Here is a 25,257-nt window from a genome sequence, read left to right on the forward strand (position 1 = left end):
GCGTCGCATCTTTCGCGAAACCGGAAAGCGCGCCGCGAGGCGCGCTTTTTTGTTGCATGGGATTCATTTCAAGACCATGGATGATGCCCATGATTACACCGGCACAACAAACTCTCTTTCTCCCCTTCGATCAGGGCATTCTGGATATCCCTGAAGAAGGCCAGTCCTTTCTTGGCTGCGGTCTTTCTGCGGATCGGCGCCTTGAAGATGAATGGAAACAGGCGCTCACTTTCCTGCAACCCTGGCGCCCCGACTGGCTGGCCTTGGAAAAGGAAGGTTTCAAGGCAGTACCCAGATTAGGCGCCAGATTGGACGAGGGGCGCCGTTTCGCCGGTGGGCTACTGTTGCTCGGAAAACATCGCGGACGCAACGAGGCGTGGTTTGCGGAGCTCCTGGCGCGTGTTGAGCCGGGCGGCTGGATCGCCGTATCGGGTGACAAGAAGCTCGGCATCGACAGTTTTCGCAAATGGGTCGGCAATATTGCCGAAATCAGCGACCGCATGTCGAAGAACCATGCCGTGGTGTTCTGGCTCAGGAGGCCTGCCGACCTTACCGACGATTTCATCGCCGCCCTGAAGCCGCTTGCCGCCAATATCGACGACGTGTTCCAGACCGAACCCGGCATGTTCTCGCACGGTGTCATCGACAAGGGCTCGGCCTTGCTCGTGCCGCATATGGAAAAGATCGTTTTCGGCAATGTCGCCGATCTGGGCGCTGGCTGGGGCTATCTGGCTGCGCAATGCCTGAAGTTTGCTGACCGCATCAAGGCAATAGACCTTTATGAGGTTGATTTTGAGGCGCTGGAAGCCGCACGCGGCAATCTGGAACGGCTAGGCCCATCGGTGCCGATCAGCTTCAACTGGTTCGATGTGACGAGCGAGAAACTGACGGGCATCTATGACACCGTGGTCATGAACCCGCCTTTTCACGAGGGGCGGGTGACGGATGTGTCGCTTGGACAGGCATTCATTGCCGCGGCAGCTTCCCGGTTGAAAACCGGCGGACGTCTGCTGATGGTCGCAAATCGTCAACTTCCTTATGAGACGACGCTCAAGGGGCTGTTCAAGAATGTGACGCTTCTTGAGGAGGCAAACGGTTTTAAAATCTTCGATGCGAAGAAATAAAACAAAAAACCCGGCATTTCTGCCGGGTTTTTTATTGAGTGAAGCGGCTTACTCGCCGCGTTCGGCGTCGGAGCTTTTCAGCTCTTCCAGTGTGGGCATGGAGACGATGTTGTAGCCGGAATCCACATAGTGAATTTCGCCGGTAACGCCGCTCGAAAGATCGGACAGCAGATAGACTGCCGATTTGCCAACATCGTCGATATCGACGGTGCGGCGCAGCGGAGAGTTACGGCGCTGATAGCTGAAGATCGCGCGTGCATCGCCGATGCCGGCACCGGCCAGGGTACGCACCGGGCCAGCCGAAATCGCGTTGACGCGGATGCCCTGCGGGCCGTAATCGGCGGCAAGATAACGAACCATGGCTTCAAGTGCCGCCTTGGCAACGCCCATGACGTTGTAGTTCGGGATGGTACGGGTCGATCCGCCATAGGTCAGCGTCAGGATCGAGCCGCCGTCCTTCATGAGCTTTTCGGCGCGTTGTGCCATTTCCGTGAAGGAGTAGGCGGAAATCACCATGGTGCGGCTGAAGTTTTCGCGCGTGGTGACGTCTGCGTAGCGACCCTTCAATTCGTTCTTGTCGGAAAAGCCGATGGCGTGAACGATGAAATCGAGCTTGCCCCACTTCTTTTCGATTTCGGCAAAGACCGCATCGACCGATGCTATATCTTCAACATCGCAAGGCAGCACGAAATCCGAACCAACCTGTTCGGCAAGCGGCTTCACGCGCTTGCCCAGCGCATCGCCCTGATAGGTGAAGGCGAGTTCTGCACCCTGTGCTGCGAGTTGTTTTGAAATTCCCCAGGCGAGTGAGTGATTATTCGCGACCCCCATGATGAGGCCGCGTTTGCCTTTCATCAGACCTTCCATATTTTCCCTCTCCCTCAGCCCTGATAACGCTGGAAAACCAGCGTTGCATTGGTGCCGCCAAATCCGAAGGAATTGGAGAGCACGGTGTTGAGCTGAGCGTTGTCAATGCGCTTGCGAACGATAGGCATGTCCGCGAAGGCAGGGTCCAGTTCTTCGATATGTGCGCTTTCGCAAATGAAATTGTTCTGCATCATCAGGAGCGAATAGATCGCTTCCTGCACGCCTGTGGCACCCAGCGAGTGGCCGGTCAGCGATTTGGTTGCGGCAATTGGCGGGCATGCATCGCCCGAACCAAAGACCTGGCGGATCGCTTCGATTTCCGGTGCGTCGCCGGCAGGGGTCGAGGTCGCGTGCGGGTTGATATAGTCGATCTTGGTCTTGACGGTCGAAAGCGCCATCTTCATGCAGCGGATCGCGCCTTCACCAGACGGAGCGACCATGTCGTAGCCGTCGGATGTTGCGCCATAACCGACGATTTCGCCATAGATCTTGGCGCCGCGAGCCAGAGCGGTTTCCAGGTCTTCCAGCACCAGAACACCGGCGCCGCCTGCGATCACGAAGCCGTCGCGGTTCTTGTCATAGGCGCGCGATGCGGTCGACGGCGTGTCGTTATATTTGGACGACATGGCGCCCATGGCGTCGAACAGGACCGAAAGCGTCCAGTCGAGGTCTTCGCAGCCGCCCGCGAACATGCGGTCCTGCTTGCCATACTGGATCATCTCGAACGCATTGCCGATACAATGGTTCGACGTCGCGCAGGCCGAGGAGATCGAGTAGTTGATGCCCTTGATCTTGAAGAAGGTCGCAAGCGTCGCCGAAGCCGTCGAGCTCATGGCTTTCGGCACGGCAAACGGACCGACGCGCTTGGGGCCCTTTTCGCGGGTGATGTCGGCAGAATCGACAATGGTGCGTGTCGAGGGGCCACCGGAACCCATGATGATGCCGGTGCGGTCGTTGGAAACTTCCTCGTCGGCAAGCCCCGCATCGGCAATCGCCTGATCCATGGCAATGTGGTTCCAGGCCGTGCCGCGGCCATGGAAGCGCATCGCGCGCCGGTCGACGAGCGCTTCGACGTCGATATTCGGGGCACCGTGCACCTGGCAGCGGAAGCCGAGTTCGGCATATTCCTCAGCGCGGGAGATACCGGACTTCGCTTCACGCAGCGAAGCCGTGACTTCTTCGGTGTTGTTACCAATCGAGGATACGATCCCCATACCCGTTACGACCACACGCCGCATCGCGTTCTCCTTTACACCTGATCCGTGAGCGACGTGCCGTCATGCGGACTGCCGCCTGTTCGCGGTTACATAGGTGCGATCTTCGCATGTTTTGAGCGCGGCCGCATGAAAACTGTTCACTTTTTTGCAGTCGCGCTCGTGAATGATGATGATTGGGGCGCCTTACTGGCCCTCGCTGTCCTTCGACAGGCCGACGCGCAGGTCGGTTGCCCGGTAGATGGTTTCGCCATCGGCTTTCAGCCAGCCGTCAGCCGTGCCGAGCACGAGGCGGCCGCGCATGACGCGCTTGAAATCAATGCCATATTCAAGAAGCTTGGTATGCGGGCGCACCATGCCCTTGAACTTGACTTCACCGGTGGAGAGGGCCATGCCGCGGCCCGGCTCGCCCAGCCAGCCGAGGAAGAAGCCGGTCAGCTGCCACATGCCGTCCAGGCCGAGGCAGCCCGGCATGATCGGATTGCCCATGAAATGGCATGGGAAATACCAGTCGTCCGGGCGCACGTCATACTCGGCGCGGATATAGCCCTTGTCGAACTCGCCGCCGGTTTCGGAAATATCTGTGATGCGATGGACCATCAGCATCGGAGGCAGGGGAAGCTGAGCATTGCCGGGGCCGAACATCTCGCCGCGCGCGCAGGCCAGGAGTTCTTCATACCCGTAGCTTGATTTCTGTTCTGCCATTACGCCTCCCTTGAGGTTCATTCTGTATCGACCGGCAATCCGGCCCGATTGTAGGTTTCACCGGAACATCCCTACCACAGACTGTTTCCGGCAGTAAAATCATGCATTGGATTAATCCGGGGTTTATCCGAAAAACCGCGCATTTCCCAAGGCTATTGATAGTTATTTCGCAACGGCATATATCAATGTCAGTATGCAATGGGCAACAGCCCGTTTGACGATTGATGATTTTGCAACAAGCTTGTGACGGTACCAACGGTGAATATGCAGTCTTCACATACCCACTCGACGGTCTCGATGGAAGAGCAGCTCCGCCGCGCGGGCCTGCGTCCGACGCGCCAGCGCGTTGCGCTTGCGAGCCTGATCTTCGCGCAGGGCGATCGCCATCTGTCTGCGGAAGACCTGCACGAAGAGGCCGTCATGGCCGACGTGCCGGTGTCGCTGGCAACGGTTTACAACACGCTGCACCAGTTCACGGAAGCCGGTATGCTGCGCATTATCGCAGTCGAGGGCTCGAAGACCTATTTCGATACGAATATCTCGGATCACCAGCATTTCTTCCTCGAAGGGGAAAATGTCGTGTTCGATATTCCACACGGTGAAAAAGGCCAGCCTACGGTTGCCAATATGCCTGACGCACCGGACGGCATGGAAATCGTCAATGTCGACATCATTGTTCGCCTGCGCCGCAAGGGCCAGTAACGGCGTCTTTTTTCGATTGGGAATGAAAGAAAGCGGCCATGGCCGCTTTTTTTGTTGCCTATTGGCGCGCTTGGGGCTGAAAAGGGAAGAAATTCTGATGTCCCGATTGAATCGCCTCCCACGTTAAAGTCGGGCCTGCACCAAGGAGATATCATGCGTAAACTACTCGTCGCGGCAACCATTCTTGCCGTGTTCACCGCTGGCAGCGCCTTCGCAAAGACCGTCCGGATCGGGGTCACGCCGGGGCCGCACGCCCAGATCATGGAAAAGGTCAAGGAAGTCGCCGGGAAGAACGGCCTGGAACTCGATATTCAGGAATTCTCTGACTACGTCATTCCGAACATGGCGCTTGCGGATGGCGCGCTGGAAGCCAATTCGTTCCAGCACAAGCCCTATCTCGACAATCAGGTCGCCGATCGCGGCTTCGACATTGTGAGCGTTGCCGAAACCGTCAACTTTCCCATGGGGCTTTATTCGAAGAAACTGAAGAATATTTCGGAGCTGGCCGACGGCGCGACGATTGCGATCCCCAATGATCCGACCAATGGCGGACGCGCTCTGCTCGTGCTTGCCGAAAACGGGATCATCAAGCTCGATCCGTCCAAGGGGCTGAAGGTCAGCGCTCTCGATATCGTGGAGAACCCGAAGAACCTCAAATTCGTTGAGCTCGATGCCGCACAGCTTCCGCGTTCGATGGAAGATGTCGATGCCGCCGTCATCAACACCAACTATGCCATGGAAGCAGGCCTCAATCCGGCAACCGATCCGCTGGTGCGGGAAGGCGAGAAGGCGCCCTACATCAATATCCTTGTCGTTCGTACTGCAGACAAGGATGCCGACTGGGTGAAAACCCTGATTTCCTCCTATCACAGCGGCGAAGTGAAGGAATTCATTGCCACGACGTTCAAGGGGTCGGTGATCCCGGCCTGGTGACATTTGCGTTGTTTAGCGGGGCGGTTTTCGCCCCGCCGTGCGAAGTCCAACTCGGTCAGTTCCCCAGGAGAGGGGTCAGTCGAAAACTTCGCCAGGATAAACGCCCCACAGGTCCGATTGCTTTATCCAGCCACGGACCCCGCCCATGTCCAGGCGGCACCATTGACCGGTGCACTCGCGCACGGTCCCCACCACGCCCGGCTCAATCTCGGCGACAAGCCCCGATGTCTCGCTGGCATCGCGCCGCATATTGATCATCGAACCCTGATTGTTCTTGAGCCATGGGGCGGTAATGGCGGTTCGCTTGCCGGAGAGCAGCGACTGGTAAACCCAGCCTTCCGTGCCGTCCGCATCGCGGATACGGCGCCAGTTATCGTATTCCTGGATAATTTCGACCGGCAATCCAGCCTTCATGAAAAGCCATGAAACCGCATAGTCACGCCCCGGTCCGACGCGCAGATTGACGCGGGCCGGTTTAAGGCTGACGAAACGCGGTACGGGGAGCCCGCTGGCGCCCACGGAGGTGCCGGCGGGCTCCGCAGCCTGTGCGCCATGGTTTTGGGAGGCGCCAAGCGGCGCCAGAAAGAGAAAAAATGCCAGAAAGCCAAGCGTGGCCATCATGAAGCGTTGCGAAAGTACTCTGTACAAACTGCGACCTCTCGCCGTCCTGTCACGACAGAACGGTAGCGGCTTCGGCAGTTTAAGGGGGCTGCGAGGCGACGGTGCCGTCCTGTTTTCAGATCGTGCATCCATCTGTGCGTTACAGATCGATATCCGACCGAGTTATTTGATTTTTAACGCCTGTCTTCGGAAAGCCATTGCAGGTTTTCCGGTAGGCGCCTGAAGTTTCCGGTTTTTCTTTGTCTTTGCCGCTTCGCCTTGATAGAGATGTTCAGCCGAAGCAATATCCCATATTGCACCGCCTTGGTTAAGGAGGTCTCAACATGAAGCTTCGGTTAACGCATTTTCGGGAAATGTGGGAGTAGGTTTCCCTTGGAAATGTGCAGGAAATTTCTTGGAGGGCGCCCTGTCGGTTGGTTACAATACAGGCCGTTCCAGGGGCTTTGCTCAACAATGGGGTGGAGATGTCGAACAAGAAGAAACCGCTGGTCGTTCTTACGCGAAAATTGCCGGACCCAGTGGAAACCCGGATGCGGGAACTGTTTGATGCGCGTCTGAATATAGACGACCACCGCATGAATCAGCCGGAAATCATCGCTGCGATGAAAGAGGCGGACGTTCTGGTGCCCTGCATCACGGATGTCATCGACGCCGCGGCAATCGAACAGGCTGGTCCCAATCTCAAGCTGATCGCGAATTTTGGCAACGGCGTGGACAATATCGACGTCACCGCCGCTGCAAAGCGGGGCATAACCGTCACCAATACGCCGAATGTCCTCACCGAGGACACCGCGGACATGACCCTGGCGCTTCTGCTTTCGGTGCCAAGACGTCTGGTGGAAGGCGCCAATGTGCTCGGTGAGCGCCACGGGCAGTGGCCGGGCTGGTCGCCGACCTGGATGCTGGGACGGCGCATCTGGGGCAAGCGCCTCGGCATTGTCGGCATGGGGCGCATCGGCACGGCCGTCGCCCGCCGCGCCAAGGCTTTCGGGCTTTCCATTCACTATCACAACCGCAAGCGCGTCAATCCGCAGGTGGAGGAGGAGCTGGAGGCGACCTATTGGGATAGTCTCGACCAGATGCTGGCCCGGATGGACATCATCTCGGTCAACTGCCCGTCCACGCCTGCCACCTTCCATCTGCTCTCTGCACGTCGCATCGCGCTGATGCAGCCGACCGCCTATATGGTCAACACGGCCCGCGGCCAGATCATCGACGAGAATGCGCTGATCGACCTGATTGAGCAGGGCAAGCTGGCCGGCGCCGGTCTGGACGTGTTCGAGAACGAACCTGCGGTCAATCCGCGTTTGCTGGCCCTTGCGGAAAAAGGCAAGGTCGTCCTGCTGCCGCATATGGGCTCGGCCACCATGGAGGGCCGCATCGACATGGGCGACAAGGTCATCATCAATATCAAGGCTTTTGTCGACGGGCATCGTCCCCCCGACCGCGTATTGCCGAACCGGGTTTAGCTTTTCCGGCTCGCGGTCTTCACTTGGTCGGCGTTCTTGCCGTCAATGAAGCGCAGCACCGTATGCGCATAAAGGCGCGGATTTTCGACCGGCACCCCATGTCCGGCATCGGGCAGGATAATCAGTTGCGCGCCCGGTATCTGGCTGGCGATGAATTCCGTATGTTCGCGCGAGATGGCCGTATCATGGTCGCCGATCACAATCGCCGTGCGCACGCGAATGTCCGAGAGTTCCTCGCCGGTATAGTTCGGCTCGTTTGCCCACAGCGCATGGATTTCCCTGTCGATGCTCTCATAGTGGCGCAGTTCCGGTATCGGCTTTCCCTCTGCGCGGGCTTCGGCATAGCCGGTATTGCCATCAGGCGTCACGTTCGCCGCCTGCGCGAACAGGCTTTTCAGCCGTTCAGGATAACGCATGGCGATATCGAGACCGATAATGCCGCCATCGCTCCAGCCGACGAGATCAACCTTGTCGATGCGGAGAAAGTCGAGCAACGCCACATAATCGTCGGCCATCAACCCGTAGGTAATGGGATCTTTGGTGCGGGTGGAGCGCCCCTGTCCGCGACTGTCGGCAACGATCACCATGTGATGACGCGCGAGAATCGGCAGCTGGGCATCCCACACGTGCTGGTCGGACAGACCGCCGGGAATGAGCAGGATTGGCGATCCCTTGCCAACGATCCGGTAATACATTTCGATGCCGTTGACCTCGGCAAAGGTGGGAGGCGAGGCTGGAATGGCCATGCGCGCAACCTTCTCAGTCGAAACGGGGGAAGGAAAAGACAAGACAAGGCCGATCAGCAAGGCGGCTATCGTTGATGTCGTCTTCCCCTTCATGAATTCCCTGTCTTGTTTTCAGGGTCTGCGGATAAGTGTCGGCAGATCGTAGAGATAGGCGATGCGCTTGATCGCGTCCTGCAGCGGTTCCAGCGTAACCGTCATCGTATGGCCGCTCGCATGGATCAGCATGTCGGGCGATGCGCAGATGGCGACATGGCCCTTCCAGAAGACGAGATCGCCGCGCTGCAGATTTGAATAGGTCGCATCGGGCTCGACGATTTCACCGAGCGCATCCTGCTGCATGTCGGAATCGCGCAGAACCTTTCTGCCCGCCACCCACATGCAGAGCTGCACGAGGCCGGAACAATCGATGCCGAAACCCGAGGTACCGCCCCACAGATAGGGCGTGTGGAGGAGCGTTTCGGCAACGGTCACATAATCCGCCGCATGTTCGCTCACCGGGGCAAGATGACTTGCAATCAGTGCCTCGCCGCTTTCCAGCAGCGCATATTTCGTGCCGCGCGTCTCGGCAGCCCCGACGATGCGCAGGCGTGAACCGAGCGACAGCGCCTTGGTGTGCGGGAAACGGAGATCGGAGCCGGGATAAACAAAGGTGCGCGGCACCACCACCATATGCGTGGCCTCGCCTGCCGGACGTTCCAGCGCGGCAGAGGAGACGTAACCGGTATAACCATCGCGTTCGGCCTGCACCCACGACCAGCCGTCCATTTCCTCGAAGACGCGGACGGAATCGCCAAAGATCATCTGGGTCTGCGGCCCGCTGTCCATGCGCGGTTCGCCCCGCAGATCGACAACCGGGGCGGAAACCTGCATCGGCGTTCCGGCGGCAAAACGCGCAGCTTCCACCTGACCGGTCAGCCTTTCATCGGCGAGGTCGGGACGGTAGGCGTTGAGACGGCGGTCGAGCATGGTCAAAGTGGTAACTCCCTGGCTTTGGCGATCACCAGATCGCCCAGTTTTTCGACATAAAGTGCACCGGCGACCGTCCTCTTTACTAGCACATTTCGCCGGTCTTTTTCATCACGATGCCGGGAGACGAACTCAAGCGCGCCCATCGTGTCGAGCGCGCGGGTGATAACCGGCTTGGTGACGTTCAGTTTCGCCGCGAGTCCCCGCACTGTATGCGGCGGGGGCTCGAGATAGATGGTCAGGAGAATGGCTGTCTGCCGCGTGGTGAGATCGGGCATCTCATCACGCACCTGTTCCAGCGACAGGGTTCTCAGCAATGTCAGCGCCTGCAACGGCTTCAGCTCAATTGGCATCCGGTCCCACCCAAACGGGGATTGTTTCGGAACCGTTTTATTCAATCTGCTTTCGGCGTTTCAGGCAAGCGGATTCAGCGCGCCGGATAGCGTTCCTTCAAAAGCTGGTAAAGAGCGCGTATTGCCTGCGCTTCGCCGCCGACCGGAGAGGCGGGCTTTTCAACCGGCACCCAGCCGAAAATGTCGAAATGGGCCCAGCTTTGAGCCTTTTCGACAAATTTGCTGAGGAAAAGCGCTGCCGTCACCGATCCGGCGAACCCGTCGGTGGTGACATTGTTGACGTCGGCGATCCGCGAGGAAAGTTTTTGCGCATAGGGCTTCCAGAGCGGCATGCGCCATAGCGGGTCCGCTGTCGCTTCCGCGCATTGGGCGATGGAAGCGGCAAGCCGGTCATCATGCGTATAGAATGGCGGCAGGTCGGGGCCAAGCGCGACACGCGCAGCCCCCGTCAGCGTCGCCATGTCGATCACGAGTTCAGGCTCTTCCTCGTCGGCCAGCGTCAGGGCGTCGGCAAGGACCAGTCGGCCTTCCGCATCGGTATTGCCGATTTCGACGGTCAGTCCTTTTCGGCTTTGCAGAACGTCGCCCGGTCGGAAGGCATTGCCGGCGATCGAGTTCTCCACGGCCGGGATGAGCACCCGCAGCCGCACCGGCAATTGCGCATCCATGACCATGGAGGCGAGACCCAGCACATTGGCGGCTCCGCCCATGTCCTTCTTCATCAGGAGCATGCCGCTTGCCGGTTTGATGTCGAGACCGCCGGTATCGAAGCAGACGCCCTTGCCGACCAGAGTGATTTTCGGGTCGCCCGCCTTGCCCCAGCCAAGATCGATCAGGCGCGGCGCAATGGCGCCAGCGCGACCGACCGCATGGATCATCGGAAAGTTCTTTTCCAGAAGCGCATCGCCTTCCGTGACGGCAATGTCGGCCTTGTATTTTTTCGCCAGTTCACGGGCGGCGTTTTCGAGGGCATCCGGCCCCATGTCGTTGGTCGGCGTGTTGATGAGGTCGCGCACCAGCGTCACCGCGCCGGCGATGCGGCGGAGTTCGGCTTCGTCCAGGCCGTCCGGCAAGGCCAGTCGGACCGCCTTGCCATTGGTCTTGCGATAACGCGTGAAATCATAGCCGCCCATCAGGAAGCCCAGAACCGCAAGCGCTGCATCGTCCACCGTGCCTTCGATATGCCAGTCGCCTTCCGGGAGGCTGCGCGCGAGCTTTCCGGCCAGAAGCTGCGACTGGCCGGTCTTTTCATCGCCGGTCCCAAACAGTGCACCCGATACCGATCCGTCCGCGCCGGGGAGGGCGAGCACACGTCCGGCTTCGCCATCAAAGCCATTGGCCTTGGCCCATGCAACTGCCCCGGCGGGAAGGCCGGAAGTTTCCAGACCGCCCTTCGGCGTAAACCAGATGGGGCGGCTTTGTTCGGATTTTCGGGAAAGAAGTTCGACAGACATGATGCTCTTTCTGGCAAGTAAGCGATGTCCGGCAAAAGCGCTGGGATTTTGTCGGAAGTTCATAAAAACAAGCAGATAACGCATGCCGAAAAATGTGAAACGGTTTCCGGACAAGATGCGCGCCAAAACAAACAGATAGCGCGATTATTGCCGCGCGGAAACCAAAACCGCAATCGCTTTGTTAACCAATCATTAGGGTTAACAGATTATTGATTTATCAGGAATTGGGCTTGAGGGGGCATGGGCGCATCGTCCGGCCTTGATCATGTCTCCAAACCCCGAACCGGTTTCGGGATGAGACATGCATGAAACGAGAGACTGAAGCATGTCGGGTCACGACACGCTTCGGCAGGAGAGGCGGGATGCTGAACATCGCTCGAAAAGACGCTATCGCAACACGTCTTGGCTTCGCCTGCATTCTTTCGGCATTGGTTCTTTCCGGCTGCACATCGGTTGACCGGACGACGACAGGCTCGGTGCGCCGCGCGGCAACGGTCGCGACTTTCGATCACATGAACGACGCGCAGCTTGCCGCAATGGCCGGGCGGCTTGGCGCACAATATGAACGCAATCCGAAGGACCGCCAGACCGCGCTCAACTATGCCAATGTGCTGGGCCGCCTTGGCCGCAACGATCAGGCGCTGGCGGTCATGCGGGCGCTCGCCATCGTCTACCCGAAGGATCAGGCTGTTCTTGCGGCCTATGGCAAGGCGCTTGCGGGTGCGGGCCAGTTCGACGGAGCGCTCGACGCCATTCGCCGCGCGCAGAACCCGGCCTATCCCGACTGGAAGCTGGTTTCCGCGGAGGGTGCCATCCTCGACCAGATGGGCAGGAAGGACGAAGCTCGCGCGACTTATCAGAAGGCGCTGCAGCTTCAGCCGAATGAACCGTCGATCATCTCCAATATGGGGATGTCCTATCTTCTGGCCGGTGATGCCCGGACGGCAGAAACCTATTTCAAACAGGCCGCAGCCGCGCCCGGTGCCGATAGCCGCGTGCGCCAGAACCTCGCCCTGTCGGTCGGTCTGCAAGGCCGCTTTCAGGAAGCCGAGGCGATTGCCGCGCAAGAGATTTCTCCGCAACAGGCAAAGGCCAATACGGATTATCTCCGGTCAATGCTCGCGCAGCAGAACTCCTGGAACATGCTCAAGGACAAGCCGAAAGGCTGACCCCCCTATCAGTTTCCGCCGAACAATCCGCCCTGCGCCGATATCTGGATGAAGGCCGGACCTAGGATGACGATAAAGAGCACCGGCAGGAAGAAAACAATCATCGGAACGGTAAGTTTCGGCGGCAGGGCCGCAGCCTTCTTTTCCGCTTCCAGCAGACGCAGGTCGCGGCTTTCCTGAGAAAGTGTGCGCAGCGCCTGCGCGACCGGCGTGCCGTAACGCTCGGCCTGAATCAGCGCCTGCGTGACCGATTTCACCGGTTCCAGACCGGTGCGATTGGCGAGATTTTCATAGGCTTGACGGCGTTCCGGCAGGAAGGAAAGCTCGGCATTGGTCAGCATCAGTTCTTCGGCAAGCTCGACGGACTGGATGCCGATTTCGTCAGCCACCCGGCGAAAGGCAGCTTCGGTGGACATGCCCGATTCAACGCAGATCAGCATCAGGTCGAGCGCATCCGGCCAGGCCCGCCGGATGGATTGCTTGCGTTTGGTTGCGCGATTCGAGACGTAGAGGTTGGGCGCGTAAAAACCCGCATAGCCTGCAAAAATGCAGACGAGAAGGCGAACGAAGAACGTCTGATCGGCAAGCACCCCGAGCACGAAAATGTAGATGGCGGCAATGGCCATTGCCCCGAACGGCAGCACGAAACGCAGGAACAGGAAGATGTTGAGCGGGTTTTGCCCTCGGAAGCCAGCCTGCCGGAGCGAAGCGACCGTCTTTTCGTCGGCCAGAGCCCGTTTGAGATCAAGCTTTTCGACGAATTCCCGGATGCCGGGCTTCTGCTGATGACGCAGGCTGCCGCGACGGTCGCTTTCGGCGGCCAGACGGGCCCGCTCGCGTGAGCGAATGGCTTCGCGTTCGGTGGCGACCGATTTCATGCGCGATTTGAGCGCGCTGCCGCTCAGTACCGGCAGGAGGATGGTCACCACGGTAGCAAAGACCGCGACCATGATCAGCGCGCCGATCAGAAACTGGGGATCGGACAATTTCTGTGTGAGGAGAGAAAACATATCCGGTGCCTCACATATCGAAGTTGATCATGTTCTTCATGATGAAGATGCCCGTCAGCATCAGCACGGCTGCAACGCCCAGAAGCATATGGCCGGTCGAAGACGTGAAAAGCAGCGTCATATAGAGCGGGCTTGTCAGGTAGACGAGAACCATGACGATGAAGGGCAAGGCGCCGATAATGGCAGCCGAAGCCTTGGCTTCCATGGAAAGCGCGTTGACCTTGGCCTTCATCTTCTTCCGGTCGCGCAGAACCTTTGAAAGATTGTTGAGCGCCTCGGAAAGATTGCCGCCCGCCTGTGCCTGTATCTGGATGACGATGGCGAAGAAATTGGTTTCGGGGCAGGGCATGGAATCGGGCATCTTGCCGACCGCTTCGGGGATGGAAAGCCCGATCTGCTGCGCCTCGACGACCTTCTTGAACTCGCTTTTGACCGGTTCGACCGCCTCGCTCGCAATGAGCCGCAAGCCGTCATTGAGCGGGAGCCCGGCGCGGGTCGCGCGCACGATGACATCGAGCGCATTGGGAAATTCCTCGAGGAACTTCTTCAGTCGCTGCTTGCGCCTGTGCAGCACAAACCAGCGCGGCAGGCCGAAGAAACCGGCAATCGCTATACCCGGCAGGAAAAGCAGCGGCGCGCCGAAAAGCAGTGCGACGAATGTGGCGAAAAACGCAGCCGCACCGGAATAAAGATAGAATTTCTGCAAGGTGAGCGTGAGCCCCGCCTGGGTCAGCAGAATGCGCAGGGGCGGATATTTCTGGTTCTTCTCGCGCTGCTTTTGCCGGGCTTCCAGATCCTTGATATTGTCCTGCAACTGCTTGCGGCGCTTCTGGATGTCGGCATTTCTGTCGCGTTCGCTGCGCGTTATCGCCCGTTCCGAACCGCTGTTGCGCACGGTTTCGAAGCGGCGCGCCGCATGATCCTTCTTGCCGAGCTTTTCATAAAAGAGCGCATAGAACAAAGCCGCGCAGGCGATGACGGCAAGCACCACGAACATCACAATGCTGGCGGACCCTGTCATGCACTGGCCCTTTCCATGCCGTCGAGCACGGAGGCAAGGCGGCTATCCTCATTATAGTAGCGGGCGCGTTCCCAGAAGGCGGGACGCCCGATGCCTGTCGAGCTGTGGCTGCCGAGAATGCGGCCGGAAGCGTCCTCCCCCTTGATATCGTAGAGAACGAGGTCCTGGGTCGTGATGACGTCGCCTTCCAGCCCCACCACTTCCGTAATGTGGGTGATGCGGCGGGAGCCGTCGCGCAGACGCGCGGCCTGGATGATGATATCGACCGAACCGACGATGATCTCGCGCACGGTCTTTTGGGGCAGCACATAGCCGCCCATGGCGATCATCGCTTCCATGCGGTTGAGGCATTCGCGCGGGCTGTTGGCGTGGATCGTGCCCATCGAACCGTCATGGCCCGTATTCATGGCCTGCAGGAGATCGAATACCTCGGGTCCGCGCACTTCGCCCACGATGATGCGTTCGGGCCGCATGCGCAGACAGTTCTTCACGAGGTCGCGCATGGTGACTTCGCCTTCGCCTTCCAGATTGGGCGGGCGGGTTTCCAAACGCACCACATGCGGCTGCTGCAATTGCAGTTCTGCCGAGTCTTCGCAGGTGATGATGCGTTCGTGCGCGTCGATATAGCGTGTCAGGCAGTTCAGAAGCGTGGTCTTGCCTGAACCGGTGCCGCCGGAAATGATGACATTGCAGCGCACCCGGCTGATGATCTGCAGCAGTTCCGCCCCGGCATTCGATATCGCGCCGAACCGCACCAGCTGGTCGAGCGTCAGCTTGTCCTTGCGGAATTTGCGGATGGTCAGGGTGGGACCGTCGAGCGACAGCGGCGGTGCAATGACGTTGACGCGCGAACCGTCGGGCAGGCGGGCGTCACAGATCGGGCTCGATTCGTCCACGCGTCGTCCGACCTGACTAACGATGCGCTGGCAGATGTTGAGAAGCTGCTGGTTGTCGCGAAAACGGATGCCGGTTTCCTGCAGCAGACCGTCCACTTCGATATAGGTCCGGCGCGAGCCGTTCACCATGATATCGGCAATGTCGTCGCGGGAAAGAAGCGGCTCCAGCGGACCATAGCCCAGCACGTCATTGCAGATGTCATCGAGCAGTTCCTCCTGCTCGGCAATCGACATGACGAAGTTCTTGATGGCGATGATGTCATTGACGATGTCGCGGATTTCCTCGCGCGCGGCATCGGGCGCCATGCGGGACAATTGCGACAGGTCGATCGTATCGATCAGCGCCGAGAAGACCTGCGATTTGGTGTCGTAATAGCTCTCGGTCTTTTCGCGGCCATGACCGCTGGATTGCTGCGTGCCGGGCTGATGCGAGCCCGTCGGCCCGGATGTTTTCGCGAGCGTGCCCGGCTGGGCCGCCTGCGTGCGGGATGGCTGCATGGCCGGTTGGGCCGGTGCGGGCATGGCGGCTGGCGCGGCAGGTTTGGGCGCGGGCGGTCGCGTTCCGCTTTCCGGCCTGTTTCCCGTATCGTTGCCTCTTCTGCCGAACATGATTCCCTGCCGTTACTTGGTCTTGCGTGCAAACTTGCCCAACAGGCTCGATATGCCGCTCTTCTTGCGCGGTTGCACATCGGCCCTGCCGGTCACGACATGCGCAATGTGGCTGATGGCTTCGGCAATCGGGCTTTCCGGATTGGTCTCCGCGATCATCCGGCCATTATTGGCGGCATTGCCGAAAAGTTGCGGATCGAAGTCGATGGTGGCGATGGGATCGATGCCGAGCGGTTCCGCAAAATCGGCGATTGCGATTTCCGGCCGCTTCGGAATGCCCATCTGGTTGAGGACGAGATGCGGCTTCACATCATTGGGGCGCAGCTGCGCCAGCGTGTCGAGGAGGTTTTTCGTGTTGCGAAGATTGGCAAGATCGGGCGTTGCGACGATCACCACTTCATCGACGCGCATCAGGGTGGTCCGCGTCCATCCGCTCCAGCCATGAGCTACGTCCAGCACGACCAGCGGAGAACTGCGCTGAGCGACGTCGATCAGTTCGGCAAAGGCGTCTTCGGCGAAGTCGAATGTCCGCTCCAGGCTCGAAGGTGCCGCGAGGATCGACAGATGGTCCCCATATTGGACGAGCAGCCGGTCGAGATAGACCTCGTCAATGCGTTCCGGTGAAAAGACAGCATCGGCAATGCCGAGCGTCGGGTCCTGATCGAAGTTGATATTCGCCGTGCCGAAGGGCAGGTCCATGTCCGCCAGCACGACATCGTGCCGGAACATATTGGAGATCGACCAGGCGACATTATGGGCGATGGTCGATGCGCCGACGCCGCCTTTCGCGCCGATGAAGGCGATGGAGCGGCCAAGCGGTTCCGCACCTGGATCGAGAAAGATCGATGAGACGATGGCCAGAATGTCGGCGAGCGACACAGGCGCCACGATATATTCCGAAACGCCGCGCCGCAGCAATTCGCGATAAAGCCAGACTTCGTTGGAATGGCCGATGACCATGACCTTCGAGCCGGGATCGCAGACTTCCGACAGCTGCTGCAATTCTTCGAGCAGCACATTGGGTTCGGACGCCGATTCGACGATGATCAGATTGGGTGTGGAGGCGGTCTGATAGAATTCGATTGCAGCCGCAACGCCGCCCATCATGACTTTCAGATGGGTCTTTGCCATGCGCCGGTCGCCGCCTGCGCGCTCGATCGGAATCGCGACGCTTTCGTTCACGCAGAAAGCCTGGATGGAAATGCGCGGAATAGGGCGCACATTTTCAAGCATGATCGGCGCACGGCCTGTTTCCGGTGCTTCGTCCTCCGGTTCGAACGCGAAGTTGCTCATGGCGCCCTCTTAATACTCGGCCTGCTGGCTGCGGGGTTCGCGCCAGTTTTGCGTCTGCGCAGGCGACATTTTCACATAGCCCTGATTGCCGTTGAGTCGTGCCGTCGCGCGATCCGAATCGATAGGCGTCATGGTGCGCGGCCCAAGAAGATCGGCCGGGTTGGCGACCTGCGCGGCCAGATTGTTCTGCGAGACGCAGCCGAAATTGGCGTAATGCTTGTTTTCAGGGGTGCTGGCGAGGTCATCCGGCCAGCGGCCGCACGGCGTCGTGCCGGCCGTTATCGCATAATAGCTGATGCGGATCGGGGCTGCCGCGTCCGGGCTTTCGACCGGATAGTTTTCGATGGCGATATTGTTTGCCTTGATGCCGCTGCGCCGCAGCGTTGCCGCTACCTCTGTGCTCAGCCGGTATGCGGCGGCCTGATTGGACGCGCCTGAAGGCACCAGAACATAAAGCATGCCGGAGCCGCTGCGCCGGTAATTGGCGATTGCGCCCTGAACGATGCCGCGCTGCATCGGGCTCAGCTTCTGGTCGGCCTGTGCGATCGGAATATCGGTAACCTGTTCCCGCTCGGCAATCGTGATCGGGTGATTGGTGCGGTAATCGTCCGGTAGCGCGCCCACGGTGACGTGCTGGCGGTTCGCGCACCCCGCAAGAAGAGCCAGCGACAGGGCGACGAGCGCTGGTCGGGCGGAAATCCTGCAAAAGCCTCTGACTGAATAGGTCATGATCTGTCCCCGCTCACTTGTAGATATAACCGACGACGCCGTTGTAGCGACCGGGCGGCAATTTTGTTTCCATCGTGCCGTAAACGCGATTGACCTTGCCGAGGATGTATCCCGCGCCATCGCTGGCCGGGTTGAGATTGTCGTCAGGCCGCGCAAGCTGCTGGCGGGCGACCGGTCGCGCCAGATAAGGCGTGACGATCACCACCAGTTCGGATTCGTTGCGAATGAAATCCTTGCTGCGGAACAGCGCGCCGAGGACTGGAATCTTGGTGAGGCCCGGAAAGCCGGAAACCGACTGGCGCACTTCATCGCGGATCAGGCCGCCGATCATCATGGAACCGCCGGACGGCAGTTCGACAGTCGTGTCGGCAACGCGCTTTCGCAGCGACAGGACGCTCGCGCCCACGCCTTCCATCTTGTTTGTCGTGCCGGCGCCTTCCGTTGTCGGCTCCGAGACGGAGGTTCTGATTTTCAGGCTGATGCGTCCCGGCCCCAGCACGGTCGGCATGAATTCCAGACCGATGCCATAATTGATCTTGGCCAGCTGATTGGTGCGTTTTCCGTCGTCGTCATAGGTCACGCTGTTGATGACATTATATTCGCCGCCGACATTGAAAGCCGCCTTTTCACCGGAGATTGCGGTCAAGGTAGGCTCGGCGAGGGTCTTCATCACGCCTGCCGATTCCATCGCCCGCAGATAGGCGGAAAAGTTGCTCGTCGCGAGGCCGAACCCGGTATCGGAAAGGTTGTTGCCAATGGCGCCTGCGATATTCTCGGAAATCCCCCCATAGGAAATACCGTTCGATACACCGCTTCCGGTCATGTTGACGCCAAGCTGCTTCATGACGGAGCGGCTGACCTCGGCGACGGTGACTTTCAGCGTCACCTGATCCTCGCCGACGATGGTGAGCATATTGACGATGGCGCTCTGCCGACGCCCCCAGTCGGGATTGTTGATGGCGACACCGCCGCCATCGGTCGGCGCCGAGGCCGTGGTTGAATATTGACCGGTTGTTGCTTCGCCACCGGAAACGAAAAGACCGGCAAGCTTTGCGGCCTGCGCCGAGTCCTGCGGGGTCTGCACGGTTCCGGTCAGCACCACATTGTCGTTGATGAGTTCGACGCGAATATCGGAACCCGGGATGAGGCGCTTCAGCTGGGACGAAAGCCCGCTCACGTCCCGCTCGATCTCGACATCGATCGATGCGACCTGCTCGCCATTCTGTCCGAAGACAAAGATATTGGTCTGTCCGACCTGCTTGCCGAAAAGATAGATGCGCCGCGACGTGCGCGTCACAGCATCGGCTATCGTCGGATTGGAGACGAGAACGTCATAGGCGTCCTGCGGGAGATCGAGGACAACCGATTTGTTGAGGCCGAGCTTGATTGTCTGCGAACGCTGCTGACTGCCAACCTTTACGATGCCTGCCGCCGCCATTGCGGTCATGTCGGCAAGCGGCAGGGAAACGGTGGCAAGCGCGCCGGCCAACAGCGCGATCCTTGCGGAATATGGGCGCACGCGGTTTGTCTTTCTCATGAGCGCGGTCCTATTTCTGTAACGCTGCCGGATTTGATGACCTTGACCGTCCCGCTGCGGGTGGGCGAAGAAACCAGATAGTCCGCCTGCTTGATATCCCTGTCCTCGACATCCTGTGTCGAGCGAAGCGCCAATGTCAGGCGGTCTGCCATCTGCTGGGCAACGGTGATGATTTCGGCCTGTTCCGGCGTCACTTCCAGCGTCGCGGTCTGGCCAACCATGACCTTGCGGCCCTGCTCGTCTTCCTGGATCGCCTGGTCGATTGCCAGAACCCGCACATTCTGCAGCACGGTTTCGGTGGTGAAGGGTGTGAGCGACTTGTCGCCATTGTCCGGCTTGCGGCGGGTCATGATGACATCGACGAAATCATTGGGAAGAATGAAGCCGCCCGCCGAACTTTCGGCATTGATCTGCGTCGCGACGGCGCGCATGCCGGGCGGCAGGATGGACGACATGAAGCTCTGTCCCGGACCGATGAGCTTGGCCTTGCGGATCGGTTCGCCCGTGAAGAACTGCAGCCGGACCGTGGCGCCGCTCAGTTGATTGATGGCATCGGGTTCGCTCGCGCGTGTGATATAGCCTTCGCTGATAGCCTCGGCCGGCCAGGGCTGCCAGCGCATCTGCGATGTGAGCTCCGCGCCGACACCGAGATTTTCGGTGGCGACGAGCACGTCCTCCAATTTGATCTGCGGTGCTTCAGGCGCGGCGACGACAGGCGCAGGCGGCGGCGTGGCAAGGTTCATGGCAATATAGCCAGCGCCACCAGCCGCAAGAACGGCTACTCCTAAAATGAGCAGTCGAGCTGATTTCATGATATGCCCCGCGCAAATCCCCACGCCTTGATGACGTGTTCCAAAATTGCACTGGCAATCGTGTAATTATGGTTAATATAATCTTATTCGCATAAAGAAAGATTGAAATTACACGTAGGCGTTGTGCGCCAAAGCGTTCAGAACATCCCCGCCATATAGGCTTTCATCGATTCTCCGACGGGCGTCAGCGGAAATGTCCAAAGACCGGCAGCGCCAAGCGCAATGCCGTAGGGAATGCCTACATCCTTGCGGGCGAGCGTGCCCATGAATGCAAAGCGGTCAGCCAGAAGCGGGCGCGGAACCATCCGGTAGAGGATGATCGTGAGCGTGAGCACGCCGCCGAGGATCGAAACCATCACGAGATAATCCATGAGGCTGGGATCGGGGCCATACCACAAGGCCGTCGCCGCGATCAGCTTAGCGTCACCGCCACCCATGGCGCGAAGGCAGAAGAGTGCAAAGGTGATGATGAGCGCGATGCCGCCAACCGCCAGATGCCAGCCGAAATCGGAAAGGGAAATGCCGCAAAGTGGCGCGAGCAGGAGAAAACCGAGGGTCAGCCCGATGGAAACACGGTTGCGGATCGTCATCGACGTCAGGTCGGTGACCATGGCCGTCACCATTGCCAGAGCGAAGATTGCCGTCATAACTGTTGCCGTCATGGCCATTGCTGTCATTGCCGCCCCCGCGTCAACTGTCACCCCACCGCCTGCACGGAATTGTTCTTATGCCTAGCGGTTCGTCGCCTGTTCGAACTGTCTCGCCGTTTCGTTGAATTTGTCGCCGACACTGCCGGCCATGAGCGCAACGCCGCTTATGATCGCAATGGAAACGAGCGTGCCGATCAGCGCATATTCGATCGCTGTCGAACCGGCCCTGTTCTTCATGAAACGCGTCATCAATGTCGGCATCGCATGCTCCTCGCTGTCCCGATCGCGCTGGTTTTTGGGAGTGCGCTTTAATTTCGGATGTGCTGAAGCATAGGAGAGAGGAATTGTGGCCCTCTTAACAGGTATGGTTAACGAAGTGCTGCAACGCTCGCGAGACGGCGGCAATCGCGCGATTGGTTAATCTTTGGCGAATTGCGGGCGCGGTCTGCACTGATGGGTGGCGACTTAATTCTTCCTTCACCAATCCCGTTCATTCTTTGCTCATTATATTGATGGGGCTTTATGAGCTTGGCCCATTATATCAGCGGGGGAATGTCGCGTGGGGCGTCGTTTGTTTTCTTTGGGTGGCTTCGGCGTGGTGCCTGCCATGGGCGCGGCTTTCATGGCCGTGATTGCGGTCGCACAGGCATCCGCGGAAGACTATATCGCCCTTGAAACCAGCCAGGCGCGGATTTTGCGGCTGGCGCGTCCCGCCGACAGCGTCGTGATCGGCAATCCGTCGATTGCCGATGCAGTGGTTCAGGACGCGCAGACCATCGTCCTGACTGGCAAGGATTTCGGCGTCACCAATATTGTCGTCATGGACAAGCAGGGCGAACCGATCCTCGACCGTGAACTGGTCGTCTCCCGCAACACACGCGGAACGACGCGGATTTATCGGCAGGCCGAAGTGCAAACGCTTTCCTGCACCCCCTATTGCGAAAAAGCTTCGACGAAGAACGGCTTCGACGACAAATAGCGATATTCATGCGTGAGGCCGCGCTTGCGTTAATACTCTTTCAGGTTGTCCTGTTGTAACTATACGCCCAATCGAATTCTTGATCGAGTTCAGGCAGAATTGGGTGGGGTTATGACTTTGGAAATCTTGGCGCGTCGCCTTGCGCGGGTGGGCGTATGCCTGCGCCGTTTCCCTCGTGCGCAAAATGGCGTGGCAGCGGTGGAATTCGTGCTGCTCATCGTTCCGTTCCTCCTCATCGTCTTCGCGACGATCGAGATCGGCGTAAGTTTTGCGGCACGCCAGGTCATAGCCAATGCGACGGAGACCGTGGCTCGCAAGTTGCAGATGTCGGGCAGGATCGGAGGCATCCAGATCAAAGACGCTCCGGTCAGCGTGGACGCCCTGCGCAATGAACTTTGCCAGCAGATGCAGTTCATGGTCGCGTCCGGCTGTCCCAATCTTTCGTTCAATCTTGGAACCTATGAAGGGTTCGGCCAGGTTCCGACGGACACGATTCTCGATGAAGAGGGCAAGCTCACGCGGACTGGCATTACCGGGACGAGCGGAACCTCCACCATCAACCAGCTCAACGTTGTTTACGCATGGCCGGTGCTGACGAACATCCTCTATCTGATGCAAAGTCCCCATGCTGCAGGCGGCAAGATGCCGCTTTTTGCAACGCTTACCTGGCAGAACGAGCCTTTCCCGAACTGAGATAACCAACGCGCCCCGAAACCGGTTCAAACTTTTCGGGATGCATTCCAGAGGGATCACCAGAGCGATCACCGGAGCGATCATTGTCATGCGTAACTATCTTCGGAATTTTCTGAGTGACCGGCGCGGCCTGGGAGCGGTTGAATTCGCGCTCATCGCGCCGCTCCTGCTTCTGATTTACCTGGGTTCCGTCGACCTTGCCGATGGGGTGGACACGAACAAGAAAGTGTCGCGCTCGGCGAGCGCCCTTGCCGATCTGGTCGCCCGCCAGTTGTCGGTCACGAAGAATGATCTCGACGACATGTTCAATATCAGCCGGACTTCGCTTCTGCCCTATGGGCGGACCAGCCCGAAGATAAGGATCACCGCGATCAGGATCGATGGCGCCGCCAACAACCTGACGCCGAAAGTCGACTGGTCCTACGCCAATGCGGCGGATTTTGCCGTCAAGAAGGGTAGCACCGGCACTATTCCCTCCACGCTCGTGAGTGAAGGTTCTTATTTCATCAAGGTCGATGTCGAACTTGACTACAAGCCCCTCAATTCATGGATTTCGACGAGCATTCCGATGAGCGAAACCTATTATCTGGCGCCGCGCTATACGAACACGATCCCCTGCACCAATTGCTGAGCATCTTGGCATTGCGGGCAAAACTCAACATATAAGGACAAAGCCGATGCACGGCTCTTGTTCAGGATGAGTTTTCAATGCCCGAATTACCAGAGGTCGAGACGGTTCGCCGTGGTCTGCAGCCCGTCATGGAAGGCGCGACCGTCAGCCAGGTCGAACAGCGCCGCCCGGACCTGCGCTTTCCCTTTCCAGACCGTTTTGCCCAACGTCTTTCGGGCCGGCGCATTTCAGCGCTTGGGCGCCGCGCAAAATATCTCACGATCCATCTTGATGACGGCCTTTCCGTCATCAGCCATCTGGGCATGTCGGGGTCGTTTCGCATCGAGACGGATGAGGGTGGCGATACGCCCGGTCAGTTCCATCACGAGCGTTCCAAGCTGAGTGCGCATGATCATGTGGTGTTCCACCTTCAGCGTGCCGATGGTGGCTCTGCCCGCGTGGTCTATAACGATCCGCGACGGTTCGGTTTCATGCTCTTTGCCGAAGAAGGCACGCTCGACAGTCATCCGCTGCTTGCGGGCCTCGGCATAGAGCCGACGGGCAATCTGCTTTCGGGCGCTGTCCTGTCGGAACTCTTCTCTGGCCGCAAGGCACCCCTCAAGGCCGCGCTGCTCGACCAGCGGCTGATAGCCGGTCTCGGCAATATCTATGTCTGCGAGGCGCTCTGGCGCAGCCACCTGTCGCCGATGCGTGCCGCCGGTTCCGTCGCACAGGACCCCGAAACCATGGAGCGGCTTGCTTCCGACATTCGAACGGTGATTGCGGAAGCCATTGCCGCAGGCGGCTCAACCCTCAAGGACTATATTCAGGCAGATGGCGCGCTCGGCTATTTCCAGCACTCCTTCTCCGTCTATGGGCGCGAGGGCGAGCCTTGCCGAAATCCTGCCTGCAAAGGCTTTGTGGAACGGGCGGTACAGTCGGGACGTTCGACTTTTTTCTGTGCGTCCTGCCAGCAATGAATGCTTGAAAAAGAAGTCCTGCCAGTCCACTTTGCCCGCCAACCAGCCAGCCGTTGATGGAGGAGTTCAAATTCATGGCCTATGAAACGATCATCGTTGAGACACGCGGCAGCGTGGGCCTCATTCGTCTCAATCGTCCGCAGGCGCTCAATGCGCTGAACCGCAAGGTGCTTGAGGAATTGACGGAAGCTCTCGGCGCTTTCGATGCGGACGGCAAGATCGGCGCAATCGTCCTCACCGGCTCCGAAAAGGCTTTTGCCGCCGGTGCCGACATCAAGGAAATGCAGCCTATCGATTTCGTGGACGCCTATCTTCAGGATATGTTCGCCGACTGGCAGAAGGTGGACCGTGTCCGCAAGCCGATCATCGCGGCGGTTTCGGGCTATGCGCTGGGTGGCGGCTGTGAACTTGCCATGATGTGCGATTTCATCATTGCCGGCAGCAACGCCAAGTTCGGCCAGCCCGAAATCACCCTCGGCGTCATGCCTGGCATGGGCGGCTCGCAGCGTCTCACCCGCTATGTGGGCAAGTCCAAGGCAATGGATATGTGCCTGACCGGACGCATGATGGATGCGGCGGAAGCCGAACGCAGCGGCCTGGTCTCGCGGGTGGTCGCGCCGGAGGAACTGCTGGAAGAGGCTTTGAAGGCCGCCGAACGCATTGCATCCTTCTCGCGTCCTTCCGTGCTGATGGTCAAGGAAGCGGTCAACCGCACCTATGAAATGACGCTAAGCGAAGGGCTTCGTTTCGAGCGTCGCCAGTTCCACTCCCTGTTTGCGACGGAAGACCAGAAGGAGGGCATGGCGGCCTTCATCGACAAGCGTACGCCATCGTTCAAGAATCGCTGATTGATCGGATTGGTGGCCGACAGGCTGCCCCGATAAGAGCGTCGCGGAAGTCTCCGGCTGCTTCCGCTGAGCTTTTATTGGGCTTTTATTGGGCTTTTGGGCCGGATTTGCGGCTCTATGATCGACCTTTGGGGCAGAATCCACGTTGACGCCGCCCCAAAGCTGATCTATAAGCCCGCCCACGGATCGGCGGCCCAAAGGATTTTTCTCGGCTGCCCTAGAGGTTTTGTGCCCGGCGGTTTTTGCCCCTGGCTAGCTGACAGAAAA

General features: G+C 59.1%; 28 protein-coding genes. 11 read left to right on the forward strand and 17 right to left on the reverse strand.

The window, feature by feature from the left end; translation table 11 throughout:
• The first annotated feature begins 89 nt into the window (after positions 1–89).
• Positions 90–1,124: a class I SAM-dependent methyltransferase gene (locus tag OINT_RS12380; RefSeq protein ID WP_006473092.1), complete on the forward strand. Its 1,035-nt coding sequence runs from the start codon at positions 90–92 to the stop codon at positions 1,122–1,124.
• 48 nt (positions 1,125–1,172) lie between these two features.
• Here OINT_RS12380 and fabI read toward each other — a convergent pair whose 3' ends face one another.
• The 3 genes from fabI to fabA all read right to left on the reverse strand — a co-directional run bounded on the left by fabI (position 1,173) and on the right by fabA (position 3,910).
• Positions 1,173–1,991, reverse strand: a complete 819-nt coding sequence (fabI, locus tag OINT_RS12385) for an enoyl-ACP reductase FabI (RefSeq protein ID WP_006468162.1) — start codon at positions 1,989–1,991, stop codon at positions 1,173–1,175.
• Positions 1,992–2,005: 14 nt separating this feature from the next.
• A complete protein-coding gene (gene fabB / locus OINT_RS12390) occupies positions 2,006–3,229 on the reverse strand; it encodes a beta-ketoacyl-ACP synthase I (RefSeq protein WP_006468163.1) in 1,224 nt (407 codons plus the stop codon).
• Positions 3,230–3,391: 162 nt separating this feature from the next.
• Positions 3,392–3,910 (reverse strand): 3-hydroxyacyl-[acyl-carrier-protein] dehydratase FabA, encoded by a 519-nt coding sequence (fabA, locus tag OINT_RS12395; protein WP_006473091.1) that lies wholly within the window; start codon positions 3,908–3,910, stop codon positions 3,392–3,394.
• Positions 3,911–4,174: 264 nt separating this feature from the next.
• Between fabA and irrA the strand changes: the two genes are divergently transcribed.
• Both irrA and OINT_RS12405 read left to right on the forward strand, forming a co-directional pair.
• Positions 4,175–4,612, forward strand: a complete 438-nt coding sequence (irrA, locus tag OINT_RS12400) for an iron response transcriptional regulator IrrA (RefSeq protein ID WP_025090646.1) — start codon at positions 4,175–4,177, stop codon at positions 4,610–4,612.
• 153 nt (positions 4,613–4,765) lie between these two features.
• Complete coding sequence (locus OINT_RS12405; RefSeq protein ID WP_006473089.1) at positions 4,766–5,545, forward strand: MetQ/NlpA family ABC transporter substrate-binding protein; 780 nt, start codon at positions 4,766–4,768, stop codon at positions 5,543–5,545.
• A 75-nt stretch (positions 5,546–5,620) separates the two neighbouring features.
• Here OINT_RS12405 and OINT_RS12410 read toward each other — a convergent pair whose 3' ends face one another.
• Complete coding sequence (locus OINT_RS12410; RefSeq protein ID WP_006473088.1) at positions 5,621–6,166, reverse strand: SH3 domain-containing protein; 546 nt, start codon at positions 6,164–6,166, stop codon at positions 5,621–5,623.
• A gap of 464 nt (positions 6,167–6,630) precedes the next feature.
• On the opposite strand from OINT_RS12410, the gene OINT_RS12415 reads away from it, so the two are divergent.
• Positions 6,631–7,635 (forward strand): 2-hydroxyacid dehydrogenase, encoded by a 1,005-nt coding sequence (locus OINT_RS12415; RefSeq protein WP_006473087.1) that lies wholly within the window; start codon positions 6,631–6,633, stop codon positions 7,633–7,635.
• Here OINT_RS12415 and OINT_RS12420 read toward each other — a convergent pair.
• The 4 genes from OINT_RS12420 to OINT_RS12435 form a co-directional block, all read right to left on the reverse strand.
• Positions 7,632–8,474, reverse strand: a complete 843-nt coding sequence (locus OINT_RS12420; protein WP_006468169.1) for an alpha/beta fold hydrolase — start codon at positions 8,472–8,474, stop codon at positions 7,632–7,634. The genes OINT_RS12415 and OINT_RS12420 overlap by 4 nt on opposite strands.
• Positions 8,475–8,492: 18 nt before the next feature.
• On the reverse strand, positions 8,493–9,347 hold the full coding sequence (locus OINT_RS12425; protein WP_172491112.1) for a C40 family peptidase: 855 nt from the start codon (positions 9,345–9,347) through the stop codon (positions 8,493–8,495).
• Positions 9,348–9,349: 2 nt separating this feature from the next.
• On the reverse strand, positions 9,350–9,700 hold the full coding sequence (locus tag OINT_RS12430) for a MarR family transcriptional regulator (protein ID WP_006473086.1): 351 nt from the start codon (positions 9,698–9,700) through the stop codon (positions 9,350–9,352).
• Between the two features lie 74 nt (positions 9,701–9,774).
• Positions 9,775–11,154, reverse strand: coding sequence for a leucyl aminopeptidase family protein (locus OINT_RS12435; RefSeq protein WP_006473085.1), 1,380 nt, complete (start codon positions 11,152–11,154; stop codon positions 9,775–9,777).
• A 24-nt stretch (positions 11,155–11,178) separates the two neighbouring features.
• On the opposite strand from OINT_RS12435, the gene OINT_RS23585 reads away from it, so the two are divergent.
• Both OINT_RS23585 and OINT_RS12440 read left to right on the forward strand, forming a co-directional pair.
• Positions 11,179–11,367 (forward strand): hypothetical protein, encoded by a 189-nt coding sequence (locus OINT_RS23585; RefSeq protein ID WP_128570183.1) that lies wholly within the window; start codon positions 11,179–11,181, stop codon positions 11,365–11,367.
• A 149-nt stretch (positions 11,368–11,516) separates the two neighbouring features.
• Positions 11,517–12,323, forward strand: coding sequence for a tetratricopeptide repeat protein (locus OINT_RS12440; RefSeq protein WP_006473084.1), 807 nt, complete (start codon positions 11,517–11,519; stop codon positions 12,321–12,323).
• An 8-nt stretch (positions 12,324–12,331) separates the two neighbouring features.
• Here OINT_RS12440 and OINT_RS12445 read toward each other — a convergent pair whose 3' ends face one another.
• From OINT_RS12445 to OINT_RS12485, 9 genes are all read right to left on the reverse strand, one after another.
• Positions 12,332–13,333: a type II secretion system F family protein gene (locus OINT_RS12445; protein WP_006468174.1), complete on the reverse strand. Its 1,002-nt coding sequence runs from the start codon at positions 13,331–13,333 to the stop codon at positions 12,332–12,334.
• Between the two features lie 10 nt (positions 13,334–13,343).
• Entirely contained in the window at positions 13,344–14,354 is a 1,011-nt protein-coding gene (locus OINT_RS12450; protein WP_006468175.1) for a type II secretion system F family protein, read from the reverse strand.
• A complete protein-coding gene (locus tag OINT_RS12455; RefSeq protein ID WP_006468176.1) occupies positions 14,351–15,859 on the reverse strand; it encodes a CpaF family protein in 1,509 nt (502 codons plus the stop codon). Before OINT_RS12455 ends, OINT_RS12450 begins: the two co-directional genes overlap by 4 nt.
• 12 nt (positions 15,860–15,871) lie before the next feature.
• Entirely contained in the window at positions 15,872–17,152 is a 1,281-nt protein-coding gene (locus tag OINT_RS12460) for an AAA family ATPase (RefSeq protein ID WP_006468177.1), read from the reverse strand.
• Positions 17,153–17,161: 9 nt separating this feature from the next.
• A complete protein-coding gene (locus tag OINT_RS12465; protein WP_006468178.1) occupies positions 17,162–17,881 on the reverse strand; it encodes a CpaD family pilus assembly protein in 720 nt (239 codons plus the stop codon).
• A gap of 13 nt (positions 17,882–17,894) precedes the next feature.
• Positions 17,895–19,418 (reverse strand): type II and III secretion system protein family protein, encoded by a 1,524-nt coding sequence (locus OINT_RS12470; protein WP_006468179.1) that lies wholly within the window; start codon positions 19,416–19,418, stop codon positions 17,895–17,897.
• Positions 19,415–20,230 carry a Flp pilus assembly protein CpaB gene (gene cpaB, locus OINT_RS12475; RefSeq protein WP_006473082.1) on the reverse strand — a complete coding sequence of 272 codons (816 nt, stop codon included), beginning with the start codon at positions 20,228–20,230 and terminating at the stop codon, positions 19,415–19,417. Before cpaB ends, OINT_RS12470 begins: the two co-directional genes overlap by 4 nt.
• 137 nt (positions 20,231–20,367) lie before the next feature.
• Positions 20,368–20,907, reverse strand: a complete 540-nt coding sequence (locus OINT_RS12480; protein WP_230349476.1) for an A24 family peptidase — start codon at positions 20,905–20,907, stop codon at positions 20,368–20,370.
• A gap of 54 nt (positions 20,908–20,961) precedes the next feature.
• Positions 20,962–21,141, reverse strand: coding sequence for a Flp family type IVb pilin (locus tag OINT_RS12485; RefSeq protein ID WP_006473080.1), 180 nt, complete (start codon positions 21,139–21,141; stop codon positions 20,962–20,964).
• Between the two features lie 298 nt (positions 21,142–21,439).
• Here OINT_RS12485 and OINT_RS12490 point away from each other — a divergent pair, with 298 nt between their 5' ends.
• From OINT_RS12490 to OINT_RS12510, 5 genes are all read left to right on the forward strand, one after another.
• Positions 21,440–21,859: a pilus assembly protein N-terminal domain-containing protein gene (locus tag OINT_RS12490; RefSeq protein ID WP_006468183.1), complete on the forward strand. Its 420-nt coding sequence runs from the start codon at positions 21,440–21,442 to the stop codon at positions 21,857–21,859.
• A 111-nt stretch (positions 21,860–21,970) separates the two neighbouring features.
• Positions 21,971–22,552, forward strand: a complete 582-nt coding sequence (locus tag OINT_RS12495) for a TadE/TadG family type IV pilus assembly protein (RefSeq protein ID WP_039852834.1) — start codon at positions 21,971–21,973, stop codon at positions 22,550–22,552.
• 88 nt (positions 22,553–22,640) lie between these two features.
• Positions 22,641–23,183, forward strand: coding sequence for a TadE/TadG family type IV pilus assembly protein (locus OINT_RS12500; protein ID WP_006473078.1), 543 nt, complete (start codon positions 22,641–22,643; stop codon positions 23,181–23,183).
• Positions 23,184–23,260: 77 nt separating this feature from the next.
• Positions 23,261–24,142 (forward strand): bifunctional DNA-formamidopyrimidine glycosylase/DNA-(apurinic or apyrimidinic site) lyase, encoded by an 882-nt coding sequence (gene mutM / locus OINT_RS12505; protein WP_006468186.1) that lies wholly within the window; start codon positions 23,261–23,263, stop codon positions 24,140–24,142.
• A gap of 74 nt (positions 24,143–24,216) precedes the next feature.
• Positions 24,217–24,990, forward strand: a complete 774-nt coding sequence (locus OINT_RS12510) for an enoyl-CoA hydratase (RefSeq protein WP_006473077.1) — start codon at positions 24,217–24,219, stop codon at positions 24,988–24,990.
• Positions 24,991–25,257 lie beyond the last annotated feature (267 nt).

Origin of the sequence: Brucella intermedia LMG 3301, assembly GCF_000182645.1 — a bacterium.
Lineage (GTDB): Bacteria > Pseudomonadota > Alphaproteobacteria > Rhizobiales > Rhizobiaceae > Brucella > Brucella intermedia.